Origin of the sequence: Bradyrhizobium sp. 44, from assembly GCF_023073095.1 — a bacterium.
Lineage (GTDB): Bacteria > Pseudomonadota > Alphaproteobacteria > Rhizobiales > Xanthobacteraceae > Bradyrhizobium.
Genome location: NZ_JADPIY010000033.1, coordinates 30,908 through 47,841, shown reverse-complemented (window position 1 = coordinate 47,841; position 16,934 = coordinate 30,908). Strand labels below are relative to the sequence as shown.

The window sequence follows — 16,934 nt, the reverse complement described above, 5'->3', positions numbered from 1 at the left end:
TGCCGCTACTTTGCCGCCTTCTCGTCCGGGCGCATCGCGCGCTCGGCCCGCGAGGCGCGCCTCGCGCGGCGTTCGGCGAAACGGTCGATCATCTGGTTGATGAGGCCGCGCGGTTTCTTCGGTGTTGCCGCAGCCGGGGCGCGGCGCACCGGCGGCGTAATCTTCTCAAACGTGAACGCTGGCATCGAGTGTCCCCTCGTCATTGAGATGAACAACTTGCTCGAATTTCCCTGTTATCCAGACGAAGCGCAACTGCCGCATCCTGTACTCCACTCAATTCGAATGGAACTTGTTCAAGCACAGTCCATGCCAGATACGACCTCAAATGCGTCTACATTGCGGACTGATCCGCATGATCCTAAAGTGATCCACCATGTTCGAAGCGCACTTCCAGACATTCGAGGAGCCCGAGGCGGGCGTCGCATTGACGGCCCGGTTGGCCGCGCTCCGTGAAGAACTCGCCCGCCGCAAGCTGACCGGTTTCGTGATTCCACGCGCCGACCAGCAGCAGAATGAGTATGTGCCGCCGTCGGAAGAGCGTCTGGCCTGGCTGACCGGTTTTACCGGCTCGGCGGGACTGGCGGTGGTGCTGACGCACGAGGCCGCGGTGTTCGTCGATGGCCGCTACACGATCCAGGCGGCCAAGCAGGTCGATTCAAGGGCCTGGGCCGTGGAATCTCTGATCGATCCCCCGCCGGAAAGCTGGATGTCGGCACACCTGAAGGCCGGCGACCGCCTAGGATTTGATCCGTGGCTGCACACTTTTGCGGCAGCCGAGCGTTTGTCCGCCGCCTGCACCAAGGCCGGTGCCGAGCTGGTCGCCGTCGACAGCAATCCGGTCGATGCGATCTGGCAAGACCGGCCACAGCCGCCGATTGCGCCGGTCACGGTGCACGGGATGCAACATGCCGGCGTGACTGAAGCCGAGAAGCTGACACAGATCAGGAGCGAGATCGGCAAGCTCGGCGTCGATGCGTTGGTGCTGTCCGACAGCCATGCCGTGGCCTGGACCTTCAACATCCGCGGCGCCGACGTCGCGCATACGCCGCTGCCACTGTCCTATGCGCTGGTGCCGAAGGACGGCCGTCCCACCATCTTCATCGATCACCGCAAGCTCTCCAATCTGACCCGCGACCATCTCGAGCAGTCCGCCGACGTGCGCGAGCCCGATGCGATGGCGCCGACGCTGATGGCGCTCGCCAAGAGCGGTGGATCGATCGCGCTCGACAATGCGACCGCGGCCGATGCCCTTAGCCGGCTGATCACGGGTGCCGGCGGCAAGCCGGTGCGCGGCAGCGATCCGATCGCACTGCTCAAGGCGGTCAAGAACACGACCGAGATCAAGGGCACGCAAACCGCGCACCGGCGCGACGCCGTGGCGTTGGCGCGCTTCCTCGCCTTCATCGATCGCGAGGCGGCAAGCGGCAAGCTCACCGAGATCGACGCGGTCGAGGCGCTGGAGACGTTCCGCCGCGACACCGGCGCGCTCAAGGACGTGTCATTCCCGACCATATCGGGCACCGGCCCGAATGGCGCCATCGTACACTACCGCGTCACCCGCAAGAGCAACCGGCGGGTCGTGCCGGGCGATCTGCTGCTGATCGATTCAGGTGCGCAATACGAAGACGGCACCACCGACGTCACCCGCACCATGGCCGTGGGCGAGCCGACCGACGAGATGCGCGACCGCTTCACGCGTGTGCTGCGCGGCCACATCGCAATCGCCCGCGCGATCTTTCCCGACGGCGCGACCGGCGCGCAACTCGACACACTGGCACGGCAATATCTCTGGGCCGCCGGCGTCGATTTCGAGCATGGCACCGGCCACGGCGTCGGCAGCTATCTCTCGGTGCACGAAGGACCGGCACGGATATCGAAGCTCGGCACCACGCCGCTGAAGCGCGGCATGATCCTGTCCAACGAGCCCGGCTACTACAAGACCGACGGCTTCGGCATCCGCATCGAGAACCTCGAACTGGTGGTCGCAGCCGACATCAAGGGCGCTGAGAAATCGATGAACGCGTTCGAGACGCTGACCCTGGCACCGATCGACCGCCGGCTGATCGATCTCGGCATGCTCAGCAAGGACGAGCTCGCCTGGCTCAACGCCTATCACGCGCGCGTCAGGGCCGAGGTGCGGCCGGCCCTGGACGAGACGACGAAGGCCTGGCTGGACCAGGCCACGGCGGAGTTGAAGGCGTAAGCGCGTCGTCGCGATGTCGCATGGCACTACGTGTTTTGTGCAAGGCTGTCTCTCCACCACAGCTGTCATGCTCCGCGAAGGCGGGGCATCCAGTACGCCGCGGCCTCTCGATTCAATCACTGCAGCCTCTGGAATACTGGATTCCCCGCCTCCGCGGGGAATGACACCTGTCACGCGGCACGAGCAACGCGCCCAATTCATCATCATCGCGCCGCCATTATCACCGTCCCGGAATCCGTATAGCCGCATTCCGAAACGCCGATATCCGTCTTGCGCGAGAGCGCTACAGTCAGATTCGAATTTCTATGAGACGGTCAGGCATGCACGGCATGATAAGCAAGCCGCCGGAAACGGCGAAAAACATCGCGACCTCGCGCGTGGTGTTGCTGCTGCTCGTCGTCATGACTGGCATCGCGCCGATCTCGCTTTACATGCTGGTTCCGGCGCTACCGGTGCTGGCGACGACCTTTGGCAGCGACATCTCGGTCGCGCAGATGACGGTGTCGCTGTACATGGTCGGCATCGCGCTATCGCAACTCATCATGGGCCCGCTGTCGGACCGTTTCGGGCGGCGCCCGGTGCTGCTTGGAGGTCTGGCGCTGATGGTCGTCGCCAGCGTCGCCTGTATCTTCGCGGAAACCCTGCCGCAGCTGATCGCCGCGCGCTTCTTCCAGGCGCTGGGCGGCGCCGCCGGCATGGTGGTGAGCCGCGCCATCATCCGCGACATCTACCAGCGCGATCGCGTCGCCTCGATGATCAGCCTCGTGGTCGCGGCGCTGATGATCGGGCAGATGGTCTCCCCGCTCACCGGCGGCCTGATCGAGACAGCATTCGGCTGGCGCGCCATCTTCTACGCCATCACCGTCGCCGCGATCATCGTCGCCGTCGGCATCGCGTTCGCGCTGCCCGAGACGCGCCGAGACCGCGCCGCCGGCAGCGGCTTTCGCGGCGATGTCGGCATCCTGATCCGCAACCGCGCCTTCGTCGGCTACGTGATGTGCCAGGTGCTGGCCTCGCAGATCATCTTCACCTTCGCCGGCGGCGGCCCCTATATCGTGGTGACGCAGATGGGCAGGACCAGCGCCGAATACGGCGCGTGGTTCGCGACGACGGGTTTTGCCTATCTCGTCGGCAATCTGCTCTGCGTGCGCTTCGCGCCGCGGCACTCGCTGGAGAAGTTGATCTGGTTCGGCCTCGCGCTCCAGCTTTGCGGCAGCCTGTTGAACCTGCTGTGGAGTTTCACCGGCTGGAACGAGGCACCCGCCTGGCTGTTCGGCACGCAGATGATCGTGATGGTCGGCAATGCCTTCGTGATGGCGAACTCGGCCGCCGGCGCCATCAGCGTCCGTCCCGAGGCCGCCGGCACCGCATCAGGTGCGATGGGCTTTCTCCAGCAGGGCATTGGCGCGTTGATGTCGCAATTCGGCGCCTATCTCGGCGGCCATTCCGCGACCACGCTGCCGCTCACCGCCGCAGTGCTGGCGATCTCCCTGCTGTGCGCCTGCACAATGATCTTCGTCGTCCCCCGCCGCGAGGTCATGGTGAGCGAGACGCTGATCGGGCAGGCGGAAGAGGAAGAGAGCGGGATGATGTGAGGGATGGCACGCCGCGTCCTCCGTCATTGCGAGCGAAGCGAAGCAATCCAGACTGCGACCCGCGGAAAGATTCTGGATTGCTTCGCTTCGCTCGCAATGACGAAAGAAGCCCTCACTCCCCGATCAGCGTCAGCCACTCGTCCTCGGTCAGCACCTTGACGCCGTGCTTGTTGGCTTCCGCGAGCTTCGAACCCGCGCCGGGGCCGGCGACGACGAGATCAGTTTTCTTGGACACCGAGCCGGACACTTTTGCGCCTAGCCGCTCAGCGGTGGCCTTGGCCTCGTCGCGCGTCATCTTCTCCAGCGAGCCCGTGAACACCACGGTCTTGCCGGCGACGGCGGAGTTGCTCTTCGGCTTCTCGGCGTCGATGATCTCGACCTCCCTGGTGAGCCGCTCGACGATGCCGCGATTGTGGCTCTCGCCGAAATAATCGGCGATGCTCTTGATCACGGTCTCGCCGATCTGGTCGAGCGCATCCATCTCAGCCATTGCCTCCTCGTCGCCCTTGGCAACCTTGAGGCTGGCGTCGTGGAAGGCGTCCCAGGAGCCGTAGCCGCGTGCCAGCGCCAGCGCCGTGGTCTCGCCGACATGGCGCATGCCAAGCGCGTAGATGAAGCGCTCCAGTGCAATCTTGCGACGGCTCTCGATCGCGCCGAACAAATTGCGCACCGAGGTTGCGCCGTAACCCTCGATGTCCTCCAATTTGAGTTTTGCGTTGCGCTTTTCCAGCGTGAAGATGTCGGCTGGCTCCTTCACAAAACCCTCGTCGAAGAAGTACTGGAGCTGCTTCTCGCCAAGGCCGTCGATGTCGAAGGCGCGCCGCGACACGAACAGCTTCAAATGCTCGATCTTCTGGTAGGGGCAGGCGAACTCGCCGGTGCAGCGAGCGCGTGAGCCCTCTTCGCCCGCCGCCGTCTCCTCGCGCGTGACATCAGTATGCAACGGGCACGGGCACTTCTTCGGAAACTGGAATTCCCTGGCAGCCTTCGGCCGCTTGTCGAGGACGACGTCGACCACCTGCGGGATGACGTCGCCGGCACGCTGGATCACGACGGTGTCGCCGATCCTGATGTCGCGGCCCTCGCGCAGCACCTCGCCCTTGTTGCCGATGCCCTTGATGTAGTCCTCGTTGTGCAGCGTGACGTTCTGCACGATCACGCCGCCGACGCCGACCGGCTCGAGCTTGCCCACCGGCGTGAACGAGCCGGTGCGGCCGACCTGGATCTCGATGTCGCGCAACACCGTCATGGCGCGCTCGGCCGGGAATTTGTGCGCGATTGCCCAGCGCGGCGTGCGCGAGACGAAGCCGAGCCGTTCCTGCCAGTCGATGCGGTCGACCTTGTAGACGACGCCGTCGATGTCGTAGTCGAGCTTTGCGCGCTGCTCCTCGATCGCATGATGAAACGCCAGCAGCTCCTCGACGGAGTGACAGAGCTTCGTCAGCGGGTTGGTCTTGAAGCCGCAGCGCTCGAACCAACCGATCATGCCGCTCTGCGTGCCCTCCGGCATCGCGCTCATCTCGCCCCAGGCATAGGCGAAGAAGCCGAGGGGGCGCGAGGCCGTGATGGTCGGATCCTTCTGCCGGAGCGAGCCCGCGGCCGAGTTGCGCGGATTGGCGAAGATGGTGCTGCCTTCCGCCTTCTGCCGCTCGTTGAGCGCGAGGAAGGCCTTTTTGGTCATGTAGACCTCGCCGCGCACCTCGCAGATATCGGGCACGTTGCGGCCCTTCAGCTTTTGCGGCACGTCTTCGAGGGTGCGGATGTTTGCGGTGACGTCCTCGCCGACCGCGCCGTCACCGCGCGTCGCGGCGGTGGCGAGCTCACCACCCTCATAGCGCAGCGACATCGAGAGGCCGTCGATCTTCGGCTCGGCCGAGAAATCGATTCTGTCGTCGTCGAGCTTCAGGAAGCGCACGATGCGGCCGACGAAGTCGCGCAGATCCTCTTCCGCAAAGGCGTTGTCGAGCGACAGCATGGGGACGGAATGCCGCACCTTCTTGAAGCGGCCTGACGGTGCAGCACCGACTTTCTGCGACGGCGAGTCCGCGCTGACGAATTCCGGAAAGCGCTTCTCGATCGTGTTGAAGCGCTGGCGCAGCGCGTCATACGCGGCATCGGTGACGGTGGGCGCGTCGTCCTGGTAATAGCGCTCGTTGTGCCCCTCGATCTCGAGCGCGAGCCGCATGTGCTCGACCTTGGCCTGCGCCTTGGTGAGGTCGGCGACGTCGCGAAGCGGTGCTGGTTTCGATTTTGCTGCTCTGGCCATGGTGCTTGGATACGATGGAGCGGGCGGGAGGGTAAAGGCGGTTACAGTTTCGTACCCCGGACATAACGTTTAGGGCCCCGGCGCTTGCGCGCGTCCGGGACACGAAATCAAGCCGTCGCCGCCTTGAGCAGACGGTCCGCGGCAGCCCTCGCCTCGGCGGTGATCTCGGCGCCGGCGAGCATCCGCGCGATCTCCTCGCGGCGGTGGTCGGCGGCGAGTGCATTGACGCGGGTGGCGACGCGCTTGCCCTTGTCCAGTGCGTCCTTGGAGATCAGCAGATGCTGGTCGGCACGGGCGGCGACCTGGGGGGCGTGGGTTACGGCCATCACCTGAACCTTGCCGGCGAGCCGCGCCAGCCGTCCGCCGATCGCGTCCGCGACCGCGCCGCCGACACCGGTGTCGATCTCGTCGAACACCAAGGTCGGCGCCGAGCCGCGGTCGGACAGCACCACCTTCAGCGCCAGCAGGAAACGCGACAGCTCGCCGCCGGAGGCGACCTTCATCATCGGCCCCGGCTTGGTGCCCGGGTTGGTCTGCACCCAGAACTCGACGCGGTCGAAGCCTTGCGGGCCTGGAGCGGCCTCGTCGGTCTGGACCTGGGTCATGAACTTGGCGCGTTCGAGCTTGAGCGGCGCGAGCTCGGCATTGACGGCCTTGTTGAGCTTCTCCGCCGATTTCTGCCGCGCCATCGACAGCTTCTTGGCGGCCGCCGCATAGCGCGCATCGGCCTCGATCGCAGCCTGCTCCAGCTTCTTCAGCCGGGAGGCGCCGGCATCGATCAGAACGACATCGGCGGCGTATTTTGCAGCAAGCGCGGCGAGCCCGTCGACCGGCGTCGAATATTTGCGCGACGCGGCGCGCAACGCGAACAAGCGCTCCTCGATGCGTTCGAGCTCCGAGGGATCAAAATCGGTTGCCGCAAGCGCCGCCTGGAGATGCTGGTCGGCCTCCTCCAGCGCGTTGATCGCGATGTCGATCGCCCTCACCGCGGGTTCGACCAGCGCCGGCGAGTTGACGCCGCGACGCTCCAGCCGGCGCACGGCCGCCGACAGCGAGGCGACCGGCGAATGGTGGCCACCGACCGCCTCCTGCGCCTCGCGCAGGTCGGAGGCGATCTTCTCGCCCTGCATCATGGTCGTGCGCCTCGAAGCCAGCGAGGTCTCCTCGCCGTCCTTGGGCGCGAGCTGCTTCAATTCGTCGGAGGCGTGGCGGAGGTAATCGGCTTCGCGCGCAGCGCGCTCCATGCCGGCGCGATGCTCCTCCAGCGCAGTGCTGGCGGTGCGGCGGGCGTCCCAGAGCGCTTCGACCGCCGAAACGTCCTTTTCGAGACCGGCGAAGGCGTCGAGCAGGCGGCGGTGGGTGGCGGCATCGACCAGCGCGCGCTCGTCGTGCTGGCCGTGGATCTCGACCAGGGCAGCCCCGACCGCCTTCAGCGTCTGCACGCTGATCGCCTGGTCGTTGATGAAGGCGCGGGTGCGGCCGTCGGCGAGCTGGACCCGGCGGAGAATCATCTCGCCGGTATCGTCCAGCCCGTTCTCCGCGAGGATTTTGGCCGCGGGATGGTTTTTTGGGATATCGAATACGGCAGTGACCTGCCCCTGCTCCGCCCCATGCCGCACGAGGCCGGCATCGCCGCGGCCGCCGAGCGCCAACGCAAAGGCATCGAGCAGGATGGATTTGCCCGCACCGGTCTCGCCGGTCAAAACCGCGAGGCCCGGTGCGAATTCGATATCGAGCCGTTCGATCAGGACGATGTCACGGATCGACAGACGCGCCAGCATGGAACTCTATTTCCTAGCCGAGACCCATTTTCTTGAAGGTCTTACTAATCCAGGACCCCTGATTCTCGCTCGGTTCGAGACCGCCCGATTTTACAAGATTATAGGCGTCCTTGTACCAGCGACTGTCAGGAAAATTATGCCCGAGCACGGCGGCGGCCGTCTGAGCCTCGCCGACGATCCCGATCGCCATATAGGCCTCGGTCAGGCGGTACAGCGCCTCTTCGACATGGCGGGTGGTCTGGTACTGCGTCACCACGGCCTTGTAGCGGTTGATCGCCGCCGTGTAGTCGCGCTTCTGCGCGTAATAGCGGCCGACGTTCATTTCCTTGCCGGCGAGCTGGTCGCGCGCACCTTCGATCTTGGCCTTGGCCGAGGTCGCATATTCGGAGGTCGGATATTTGCGCACCACCTCTTCCAGCGAGGCGATCGCCTTCTCGGTGCGGGTCTGGTCGCGGCTGATGTCCGGAATCTGGTCGTAATGCGAGGCGGCAATCAGATATTGCGCATAAGCCGCATCCGGGCTGCCGGGATGCAGCGTGACGTAGCGGGTGGCCGCGCCGATGCAATTGTCATAGTCGCCGCCCTGGTAGGACGCGTAGGCCGACATCAGCAACGATTTGCGGGCCCAGTCGGAATAAGGATGCTGGCGGTCGACCTCTTCGAACTTCTTGTTCGCCGCCTTCATGTCCTTCTTCTCGTTCATGAGGTACAGGCCCTCATTGTAGATCTTGTCGGCGGGCTCCTCGACGAAGGTGTCGTCCTTGGCGGTGAACTTGTCCCACAGCGCGCCGGTACCGCAGCCGGCCAGCGGCAGCGCGAGCACAAAGAGGACGACAGCCTGAATCAGCCCACGGGCACGAGACGAGACTTCTCGAGATGAGACCTCTCGAGACGGGACTTGAAGATATCCGCGCGTCATACGCTGTGCCGACATGAATATTGCCCTGACGCCCTGTGGTGCGGTGTCCGCCAGCCCATGAACCCCGTCCTGGGCGCGAAATATAGCTGTGGTGCCTGCCGTGCGACCACGCCGGTGTAACCGAAAAACGATCTTCAACCAACCGGATAGGCAGGCATTCCGCCCGGATTAAGGCGAACGCGCCGCAATCCTAGCCGATCATCGTTACCAGGAGTTTCCCGGGGAAAGCCGCCGCCAAACGCCTGCGGCGACGGGTCTCTTCAGGCCCGTCTCTCCTTTAGGAAATGTCCGCTTCAGGAAACGTCTCGCTTCAGGAAACGTCCGGCCCGTAGACCGCGGCGATCCGGCCGCCGACGATGCCGCGACCGGTTTCAGCCACCGGACGCGTGGTGCGGCGGGCTGCCTCGCCCTCGACCACCCGCCAGGCGGTACGGTCGGCGAGCAGCGCGGTCAGGACGGCGTGATTGAGCTTGTGGCCGCCACGCACCGAGCGGTAGGCGCCGAGCAGCGGCAGACCAGCCAGCGCGAGGTCGCCAATCACGTCCAGCACCTTGTGGCGGGCGCATTCGTCGGCGTAGCGCAGGCCTTCGGTGTTGAGCAGCCGCTCCTCGTCGAATACGACGGTGTTGTCGAACGAGGCGCCGAGCGCATACCCCGCGCTCCAGAGCCGTGCGACGTCGCACATCAGACCGAAAGTCCGGGCCCGACCGACTTCGCGGCGGAAACGCTCCGGGTTGAGGTCGAAGGCGTAGCTCTGCTGGCCGATGACAGGATTGGTGAAGTCGATCTCGACCTCGGCGCGGAACCCGTCGGCATAGGGCCTGATCTCGCCGAAGGAGTCGCCGATCTTGACCGAGATCGGCTTCAAAACCTGGATGAAGCGGCGCTGTGCCGGCTGGGTCACGATGCCGGCCTGGTCGATCGCCGCGACGAAGGCTGCCGCGCTGCCGTCCATGATCGGCACTTCCGGCCCGTCGATCTCGATGATGGCGTTGTCGACGCCCATGCCCCGCAGCGCAGCAAGCACATGCTCGGCGGTGGAAACCAGCGGGCCGTTGCGATCTCCGAGGACGGTGGCGAAATCGGTCGCGATCACCTGCTCGGCGGTGGCCTGAACTTCGCGGTCACTTCCCTCAAGCCCGGTGCGGATAAAAACAAAGCCCGCGTCGACAGGCGCGGGTCCAAGCGTGAGCGTGACGGAAAGACCGGAATGAACGCCGACGCCTGCCACACTGGCTTGCGCACGAAGCGTTGTTTGCCGGCTAAATTTCATCAGGAACCGCCCCACTACGACCACTGCGACTTATACTGAACCCGACTGAGCGGCCCAGACCGCTCGCTTCCGAATCCGTATCCCCAAGTCACGGCAAACCATAGTCACTGCCTCAAACAGCGCCAACTCACGCTTTTTTACCGATTGTTACCCCAAACCCGCCGTATTCGCGCCAAGGCTTAACCAAATTGGACCGGAGTTTGGGACCGTTTTCGGTAGTTTTACTGAACCATCGAATATGTAATTAATTATTTAAAATCAGTTGCTTGGCGACGCAATCCGGATACGCACGGGGCAAAAGAAAAGGTCCCGGCAAGCTTCCCGCCGGGACCCTTTTTCGTCTGCCTTATTGTAACAATCCTCAGGTCGCCTGCCGCCGCAGGAAGGCCGGGATATCAAGATGGTCGTCTCCCTGTGGCGCCGGGGCAACAGGCGCGGGACGGCCGTGCATGTCCAGGCCCTGCGGCGCGGGACGACGGGCATACTCCGACACCGGCTCGGTGGAAGCGATTTGCTGCGCCACGGTCTTCTGAGGCCGGCGATCGGGCAGCGGCGGCATCGCGGGACCGGCGGTGCGGGCCGCGATCGGCGCCTCGCTCTCCTCGTCACGACGGCCGAGGCCGACATTGGCGAGGCGCTGCAGCAGCGACAGCCGGGTCTTCTGCGGGGTCTCCTCCTCGACCTCGCCGCGGGCCTGGCGAAGCTCGGCCTGGGCGGGCATCGGAAGTTCCTCGATCCGCGGCATCCGCGGTGTGCGGACCGGCGCACGCTCGGCCTGCGGCGGGATGAAGGTTTCCGGCGTCATCGGCTCATGCATGGCCATCGGCGCCTGCTCGGGCTCGGGGAACAGCGTGGGCTTCTGCGCGATCGGCCGCACTGTGACGTCGCCATAGGTCTGCATCGGCGCGGGAGCCTGCGGGACGTCCGCGACGGCGGCGGCGATGGCGGCAAGCGCAGCGCGCTCCACGTTCGGACGCGGAGCCGTGGGAGCGGCGGCAAATTGGCCCGTTCCTGCGGCCGGGGTCTGCCCTTCGAACTTCTGGGCGCGCTCGGCCATGCGCTGATTGTCGGCGCGCAGCCGTGCGGTCAAATCGGCAAGACGGCTCTCGGCAGCCGCGGCCGGAGCAGCGGGAGCCTGCTGCGCCTGCGGAGCAGGATTCGCCACGGGAGCGCTGGTGGCCTGGCTGTTACGCGCGATCGCGGCCTGCTCGATGCCGGTGGCGACGACCGAGACGCGGATCAGGCCGTCGAGGGCTTCGTCGAAGGTGGCGCCGACGATGATGTTGGCGTCCTGGTCGACTTCCTCGCGGATGCGGGTCGCAGCTTCGTCGACCTCGAACAGCGTGAGATCCTTGCCGCCGGTGATGGAGATCAGGAGGCCCTTGGCGCCCTTCATCGAGCTATCGTCGATCAGCGGGTTGGCGATCGCGGCTTCGGCGGCGGTCAGCGCGCGCTTGTCGCCGGAGGCTTCGCCCGTGCCCATCATCGCCTTGCCCATCTCGCGCATGACGGCGCGAACGTCGGCGAAGTCGAGATTGATCAGGCCTTCCTTGACCATCAGGTCGGTGATGCAGGCAACGCCCGAATAGAGCACCTGGTCGGCCATCGCGAAAGCGTCGGCGAAGGTGGTCTTCTCGTTGGCGACCCGGAACAGGTTCTGGTTCGGGATGATCAGCAGCGTATCGACGACCTTGTGCAACTCGTTGATACCCGCTTCCGCGGTGCGCATGCGGCGGCCGCCTTCGAAGTGGAAGGGCTTGGTCACGACGCCGACGGTGAGGATGCCCATCTCGCGCGCGATCTTGGCGATCACGGGAGCCGCACCGGTGCCGGTGCCGCCGCCCATGCCGGCGGTGACGAACACCATGTTGGCGCCCGAGAGATGGTCGCGGAGTTCGTCCATCACTTCTTCGGCTGCGGCCGCGCCGACGACCGGCTGCGAACCTGCGCCCAACCCTTGCGTGGCGGCCGTGCCCATCTGCACGATGCGCTGCGCCTTCGACATCGTCAGCGCCTGCGCGTCGGTGTTGGCGACCACGAAATCGACGCCCTGGAGGCCCGCCGTGATCATGTTGTTGACGGCGTTACCACCGGCGCCGCCGACGCCGAACACGGTGATGCGGGGCTTCAGTTCGTGAATATCAGGAACATTGATGCTGATGGTCATGTTTGCCTCTCGATCACGCGCGCGTGGGTTCGCCCCGGCCGGCGGCCGCGGGAGTTGGTGAAAATCGAATATTGCGGGAAGGAGTCATCAAAAGCCCTCGCGTAGCCATCGTCCGACCTTTCCGAAATACCCGCCGGTCCCCGTCCTGACCTGCTGCCGCGTATGCCGCGGTTCGACATGTTCGTGATGAACATATTGCGGGTAGACGAGCAGTCCGGCCGGCACCGCGAAGGCGGCGTTCTTCGCCTCGTTGGGCAGCCGGCCGAAACCGAGCGGACGTCCGACCCGCACGGGCCGGCCGAGAATCTGCGTTCCGAGCTCGACCAGACCGGTGAGCTGCGAGGCCCCGCCCGAGAGCACGACACGGCCGTTGGGCTCCGAGGCGAAGGGCGAATCCTTCAGCTTGTCCCGAACCATTTCGAAGACTTCCTCGGCACGATGCTTGACGATGTTGGCGATGGTAGCGCGGGAGACGATCTGCGGCAGATCCTGCTCGTCACCGGCTGTCGGTACAGACATCAGCTCACGCGAGTCCGATCCGCCGGTGATGACGGTCCCGTATAACGTCTTGATTCGCTCGGCATCGGCAATGGTCGCGGAGAGTCCGCGCGCCAGATCCATCGTGATGTGTTGCCCGCCGACCGCAAAACCGGCGGCATGCACGAACCGACCGCCGGAAAAGACCGCGATCGTGGTGGTGCCCGCGCCCATCTCGACCACGGCAGCGCCGAGATCGGCCTCGTCGTCGGTCAGCACCGACAGGCCAGCCACATAGGGGCTTGCTGCCATGGCTTCGACGTTGATGTGGCAGCGTTCGACCGCCAGCATCAGGTTCCGCGCCACCGTGGCGTCGCAGGTGACGACGTTCATGTCGATGCCGAACTGATGCGCGACCATCCCGCGGGGATCGCGGATGCCCTTGACGCCGTCGAGCGTGTAGCCGACCGGCAGCGCGTGCAGCACGGTGCGGCCTTCGCCGGTGGCGTGGCGCATGCCGGTCGAGGTGACGCGGCTGACATCGGCCGGCGTCACGGCGCCGCCGCGGATGTCGGCCGCAGCTTCGACCAGCTGACCGGAGAGCCGGCCGCCGGAGACCGACAGCAGCACGGACTCGACCCGCACCTTGGCCATTTTCTCCGCAAGCCCGACGGCCTGTCGTACCGCCTGCTCGCATTCGCCGAGATCAATCACGGCGCCGGCCTTCATGCCGCGGGACTGGATCTGGCTGTAGCCGATCAGCTCCACCGCATGGGTCCGGTCGCGCAGGGCTTCGCTCGGCGCCGACGGCTTCAGCCGCGCGATCATGCAGGCAATCTTGCTGGTGCCGATGTCGAGGCAGGCGACGAGCCCGCCGCGCTTGTGCGGCATCGGGCGTGTCTTCGGTGTCTGGGTGCGATCAAGACCGGTCATGCAGCGTCCCCGGCCTTTTTCTTCTTCTTGTCCTTGAACAAATCGTCGCGCGCCTTGGCGGCGTCCTCGGACAGCTGCACCACCAGCCGATCGGGCAGGCGCAGGTCGACCGCGACGATGTCGCGGGAGAACAGCCTGTCCTCCTTGTCGAGCCTGGACAGCATCGCAAGCGCGTTACCGACGTCCTGCTCGGGCAGGCGGATGTCGAGGCCATCCTTGAGCCTCAGGTTCCAGCGCCGCTCCCCTACGAAGATCGCGGCCTTGGTGATCGAATTGACCTGCGGATAGCGCGCCAGCAAAGCGAGGAAATCGCGGGCCTGCGTATCGGCGCCCTTGCCGACCACGAGCGGCAGCGACAGGAACCGGCGCGAGACATAGGGTTCGAGCACGGCGCCGTCGTCGGCGATGACGGAGAGCCGGCCGGCCTCCTGCCACAGCGCGAAAGCCTTGCGCTCGGTGAGCTCGATCATGAGCTGGCCCGGATAGAGCTTCAGCACGGTCGCGTCCGCGATCCAGGGATTGGCCTTGAGCTTGTCGCGCACGGCGTCGGCGTCGAGGAACAGCAGCGAGGATCGGCCGCTGACGCCGCCGATCGCGAGGATCTCGTCCTGGCTGAGCTGCTTGCGGCCGTTGATCACGACGGAGGTGATGCGGAAGCCGGCGGAATTGGCCAGCGCGTTGCGGGTGTCGTTGACCGCCGTGATGAAATCCTGGAGATGGCCGCCCTTGACGATACCGAAGCCGCAGCTTCCGATCAGGAGCAGCACCGTCATGCTGATCCCGACCCGGCGCGGCAGATAGCGCTCGACCAGCGCGACCAACCGCGGCGTCGGCTCGCGCTCGATGATGGCTTTGGCCCGGGCTTTGGTTTTAATCTTTTCGTTGGCCGCAGCACGCGCGCCGTGAACTCGTTCCAGACGCTTGTCCTGCACCCACTCGCGCAGAAGCACGACCGCTCCGATAGCGGCCGCCTTCAGGTCAGCTTGGGGCCTCAGCGATCTGAAAAGCGACCGAGTGAGGCTTCCTGCTCCATCCATTGCACGAGCTCGTCAACAGTTTGCCCGCGACATCGCGCGGGTCCTGGCGAACATGACGTCTCGGACTTGCCGGGCCGGGTGCTGGTCTTCAGCAGAAGAAAACCTCTCCCCTTCAGAGCGTTCGCTGGGAGTGACAACACCCGCAACGGTCCACGCGCCGGCAGCCAAAGCGTCATATGCGCCGCCAGCGTTAACCTTCGGACGTCCTGGTAAACAAAAGGTAAAGTTCGTTAACGACGTGAGCGTTTTGCCCAGGCCTGTGAGGCATTTATGCCGCAATATCCGGCATTTTACCGGTTTTGGGTTCCAAAACCGGCCGTTTCGCCAGTTCGGCCGTTAACCAGTCCTAATTATTTTCGCACACCGGCCACGGCGAGCTCGACCAGGCCGCGCAGGAACTCGACGAACGCGATGCCCTCGGCCTTCAGCGCCTTGGGGTAGAGCGAGGACTTGGTCAGGCCGGGTAGCGTGTTGGTTTCGAGATAGACCAGCCCCTTGTCCGAGACGATGAAGTCCGAACGCGAATATCCGGTACAGGACATCGCCCGGTGCGCCAGCATCGCCTGCTGCTTCAGTGCGGCGGTGATCTCCGCCGTGAAGCGGCCTGGACAGATCTCCTGGGTCGACTTCAAAAGATATTTCGCCGCGTAGTCGAAACTGCCCTCGCCCGGGATGATCTCGATCGGCGGCAGCGAGATGATCGAGCCATCCGGCCGCTCCAGCACGCCGCAGGTCGCCTCGACGCCGGCGATGTAGGGCTCGATCACGTACTCTTCGTGCTTGGCGGCATTGCGGACGGCGACCAGATCCTGCCTGGCGTTGACGAAGATCAGACCGTAGCTCGAGCCATCCCTGGCGGGCTTTGCGATCAGCCGGCCGTATTCGGCGAAGGCCTCGTCGATCTGGTCCAGCGCAATGTTGGCCGGCGGCGACACGCCGCCGAGCGCGGCGAAATGCTTGGCCGCGAACTTGTCGAACGCGAGATGCGAGGAGGCCGAGCCCGATCCGGTGAACGGCACGCCGCGCGCCTCGCACATCACCTGCAATTCGCCGTTCTCGGCACGACCGCCGTGCAGGCCGAGCACCAGCACGCGGTTCTCCGCCCTGGCCTGGTCGAGCGCCTGCTCCAACGGAATGCCTGACGTGCCCGGCTTGAACTCGTCCTCGAACGGGCGGGCATGTTCGAGCAGCTGTCTGGACTGCACGACATGCACCTCGTCCTCGACGTCCCACCACCAGAGATCGGCCTCGGGCAGCGCCTGATGCAGCGCCTGGGCTGAGGCGACCGAAACCAGACGTTCGCGGTTGGAGCCGCCGAAGAGGATCGTGATGCGCATGTTCTCTCGTCGCTTGTCCAGATTAGCCGGGAATTCCGATCCGCTTGATTTCCCAGTGTAGCTCAATTCCGGAATTCGTCTTCACCCGTTCACGAACGGTCTTGCCCAGCGTCTCTATGTCGTGCGCGGTGGCATTGCCCGTGTTGATCAGGAAATTGCAATGCATCTCGGAGACCTCTGCACCGCCGACGCGCAGGCCGCGGCAGCCGGCGGCATCGACCAGCTTCCAGGCGGAATGGCCGGGCGGGTTCTTGAAGGTCGAGCCGCCGGTCTTTTCGCGGATCGGCTGCGCGGTCTCGCGATGGCTCTGCACTCCCGCCATGCGCGCGCGGATTGCGTCGGCATCCCTGATCTCGCCACGGAAACGCGCGGAGGTGAAGATGATGGAGGGATCGACGCCGCTGTTGCGGTAGACGAACTTCATGTCGGCATTGGAGAAGACGTGCTTCTTGCCGTCGCGCCCGACGCCTTGCGCCTCGATCAACACGTCCCTGGTCTCGCCGCCATTGGCGCCCGCGTTCATGCGCAGCGCGCCGCCGATCGTGCCGGGAATGCCGAAGTAGAATTCGAGCCCCCCGATGTTCGCGCCCGCGGCGACTTCCGCCACGCGCTTGTCGAGCGCTGCTGCGCCTGCGGTGACGACATCGCCGCTCGCGCTCGCCTCGCCAAAGGCGCGCGGCGCCAGACGGACCACCACGCCCGCAATGCCGCCGTCGCGCACGATCAGGTTGGAGCCGACACCGACGACATAGACGGGAATGTCGCTTGCGAGATGCGCGAGGAAATAAGCGAGATCGTCCTCGTCCGCCGGCGTGAACAACACCTGCGCGGGACCACCGACACGAAACCAGGTGAGCTCGGCGAGCGACTGGTTCGCCAGCAGCCGGCCGCGAAGATCCGGCATCGCGGCTTTGAGGTCGGGTGTGATGTCGGGGAAGCTCACTGC

Annotated in this window: 12 protein-coding genes; 2 read left to right on the top strand and 10 right to left on the bottom strand. The window is 65.2% G+C overall.

Features of this window, described 5'->3' with window-relative positions; all coding sequences use genetic code 11:
• Positions 1-5: 5 nt before the first annotated feature.
• Positions 6-185 (bottom strand): hypothetical protein, encoded by a 180-nt coding sequence (locus IVB41_RS31560; protein WP_027570714.1) that lies wholly within the window; start codon positions 183-185, stop codon positions 6-8.
• A 188-nt stretch (positions 186-373) separates the two neighbouring features.
• Between IVB41_RS31560 and IVB41_RS31555 the strand changes: the two genes are divergently transcribed.
• Positions 374-2,203 (top strand): aminopeptidase P family protein, encoded by a 1,830-nt coding sequence (locus IVB41_RS31555; RefSeq protein WP_247438333.1) that lies wholly within the window; start codon positions 374-376, stop codon positions 2,201-2,203.
• 320 nt (positions 2,204-2,523) lie between these two features.
• On the top strand, positions 2,524-3,798 hold the full coding sequence (locus tag IVB41_RS31550) for a multidrug effflux MFS transporter (RefSeq protein ID WP_247438330.1): 1,275 nt from the start codon (positions 2,524-2,526) through the stop codon (positions 3,796-3,798).
• A gap of 112 nt (positions 3,799-3,910) precedes the next feature.
• Here the strand turns inward: IVB41_RS31550 and ligA are convergent, their stop codons facing one another.
• The 9 genes from ligA to murB form a co-directional block, all read right to left on the bottom strand.
• Positions 3,911-6,064: an NAD-dependent DNA ligase LigA gene (gene ligA / locus IVB41_RS31545; RefSeq protein WP_247438328.1), complete on the bottom strand. Its 2,154-nt coding sequence runs from the start codon at positions 6,062-6,064 to the stop codon at positions 3,911-3,913.
• 107 nt (positions 6,065-6,171) lie between these two features.
• Complete coding sequence (recN, locus tag IVB41_RS31540; RefSeq protein WP_027570710.1) at positions 6,172-7,845, bottom strand: DNA repair protein RecN; 1,674 nt, start codon at positions 7,843-7,845, stop codon at positions 6,172-6,174.
• Between the two features lie 13 nt (positions 7,846-7,858).
• On the bottom strand, positions 7,859-8,779 hold the full coding sequence (locus IVB41_RS31535; RefSeq protein WP_247288010.1) for an outer membrane protein assembly factor BamD: 921 nt from the start codon (positions 8,777-8,779) through the stop codon (positions 7,859-7,861).
• Between the two features lie 295 nt (positions 8,780-9,074).
• Complete coding sequence (gene lpxC / locus IVB41_RS31530) at positions 9,075-10,037, bottom strand: UDP-3-O-acyl-N-acetylglucosamine deacetylase (RefSeq protein ID WP_247438326.1); 963 nt, start codon at positions 10,035-10,037, stop codon at positions 9,075-9,077.
• Positions 10,038-10,398: 361 nt separating this feature from the next.
• Positions 10,399-12,204: a cell division protein FtsZ gene (gene ftsZ, locus IVB41_RS31525; RefSeq protein WP_027570708.1), complete on the bottom strand. Its 1,806-nt coding sequence runs from the start codon at positions 12,202-12,204 to the stop codon at positions 10,399-10,401.
• An 87-nt stretch (positions 12,205-12,291) separates the two neighbouring features.
• Entirely contained in the window at positions 12,292-13,614 is a 1,323-nt protein-coding gene (ftsA, locus tag IVB41_RS31520; protein WP_007613530.1) for a cell division protein FtsA, read from the bottom strand.
• Positions 13,611-14,651, bottom strand: a complete 1,041-nt coding sequence (locus IVB41_RS31515; protein WP_027570707.1) for a cell division protein FtsQ/DivIB — start codon at positions 14,649-14,651, stop codon at positions 13,611-13,613. Before IVB41_RS31515 ends, ftsA begins: the two co-directional genes overlap by 4 nt.
• Before the next feature lie 350 nt (positions 14,652-15,001).
• Positions 15,002-15,988, bottom strand: coding sequence for a D-alanine--D-alanine ligase (locus IVB41_RS31510; RefSeq protein ID WP_247438324.1), 987 nt, complete (start codon positions 15,986-15,988; stop codon positions 15,002-15,004).
• A 22-nt stretch (positions 15,989-16,010) separates the two neighbouring features.
• Positions 16,011-16,931 (bottom strand): UDP-N-acetylmuramate dehydrogenase, encoded by a 921-nt coding sequence (gene murB, locus IVB41_RS31505; RefSeq protein WP_247438322.1) that lies wholly within the window; start codon positions 16,929-16,931, stop codon positions 16,011-16,013.
• Between the last annotated feature and the right edge of the window lie 3 nt (positions 16,932-16,934).

Excerpts from the sequence above, each read along its gene's own strand:
- IVB41_RS31560 (WP_027570714.1), bottom strand. The coding sequence starts at position 185 with ATGCCAGCGTTCACGTTTGAGAAGATTACGCCGCCGGTGCGCCGCGCC.
- IVB41_RS31555 (WP_247438333.1), top strand. The coding sequence starts at position 374 with ATGTTCGAAGCGCACTTCCAGACATTCGAGGAGCCCGAGGCGGGCGTC.
- IVB41_RS31550 (WP_247438330.1), top strand. The coding sequence starts at position 2,524 with ATGCACGGCATGATAAGCAAGCCGCCGGAAACGGCGAAAAACATCGCG.
- ligA (WP_247438328.1), bottom strand. The coding sequence starts at position 6,064 with ATGGCCAGAGCAGCAAAATCGAAACCAGCACCGCTTCGCGACGTCGCC.
- recN (WP_027570710.1), bottom strand. The coding sequence starts at position 7,845 with ATGCTGGCGCGTCTGTCGATCCGTGACATCGTCCTGATCGAACGGCTC.
- IVB41_RS31535 (WP_247288010.1), bottom strand. The coding sequence starts at position 8,779 with ATGTCGGCACAGCGTATGACGCGCGGATATCTTCAAGTCCCGTCTCGA.
- lpxC (WP_247438326.1), bottom strand. The coding sequence starts at position 10,037 with ATGAAATTTAGCCGGCAAACAACGCTTCGTGCGCAAGCCAGTGTGGCA.
- ftsZ (WP_027570708.1), bottom strand. The coding sequence starts at position 12,204 with ATGACCATCAGCATCAATGTTCCTGATATTCACGAACTGAAGCCCCGC.
- ftsA (WP_007613530.1), bottom strand. The coding sequence starts at position 13,614 with ATGACCGGTCTTGATCGCACCCAGACACCGAAGACACGCCCGATGCCG.
- IVB41_RS31515 (WP_027570707.1), bottom strand. The coding sequence starts at position 14,651 with ATGGATGGAGCAGGAAGCCTCACTCGGTCGCTTTTCAGATCGCTGAGG.
- IVB41_RS31510 (WP_247438324.1), bottom strand. The coding sequence starts at position 15,988 with ATGCGCATCACGATCCTCTTCGGCGGCTCCAACCGCGAACGTCTGGTT.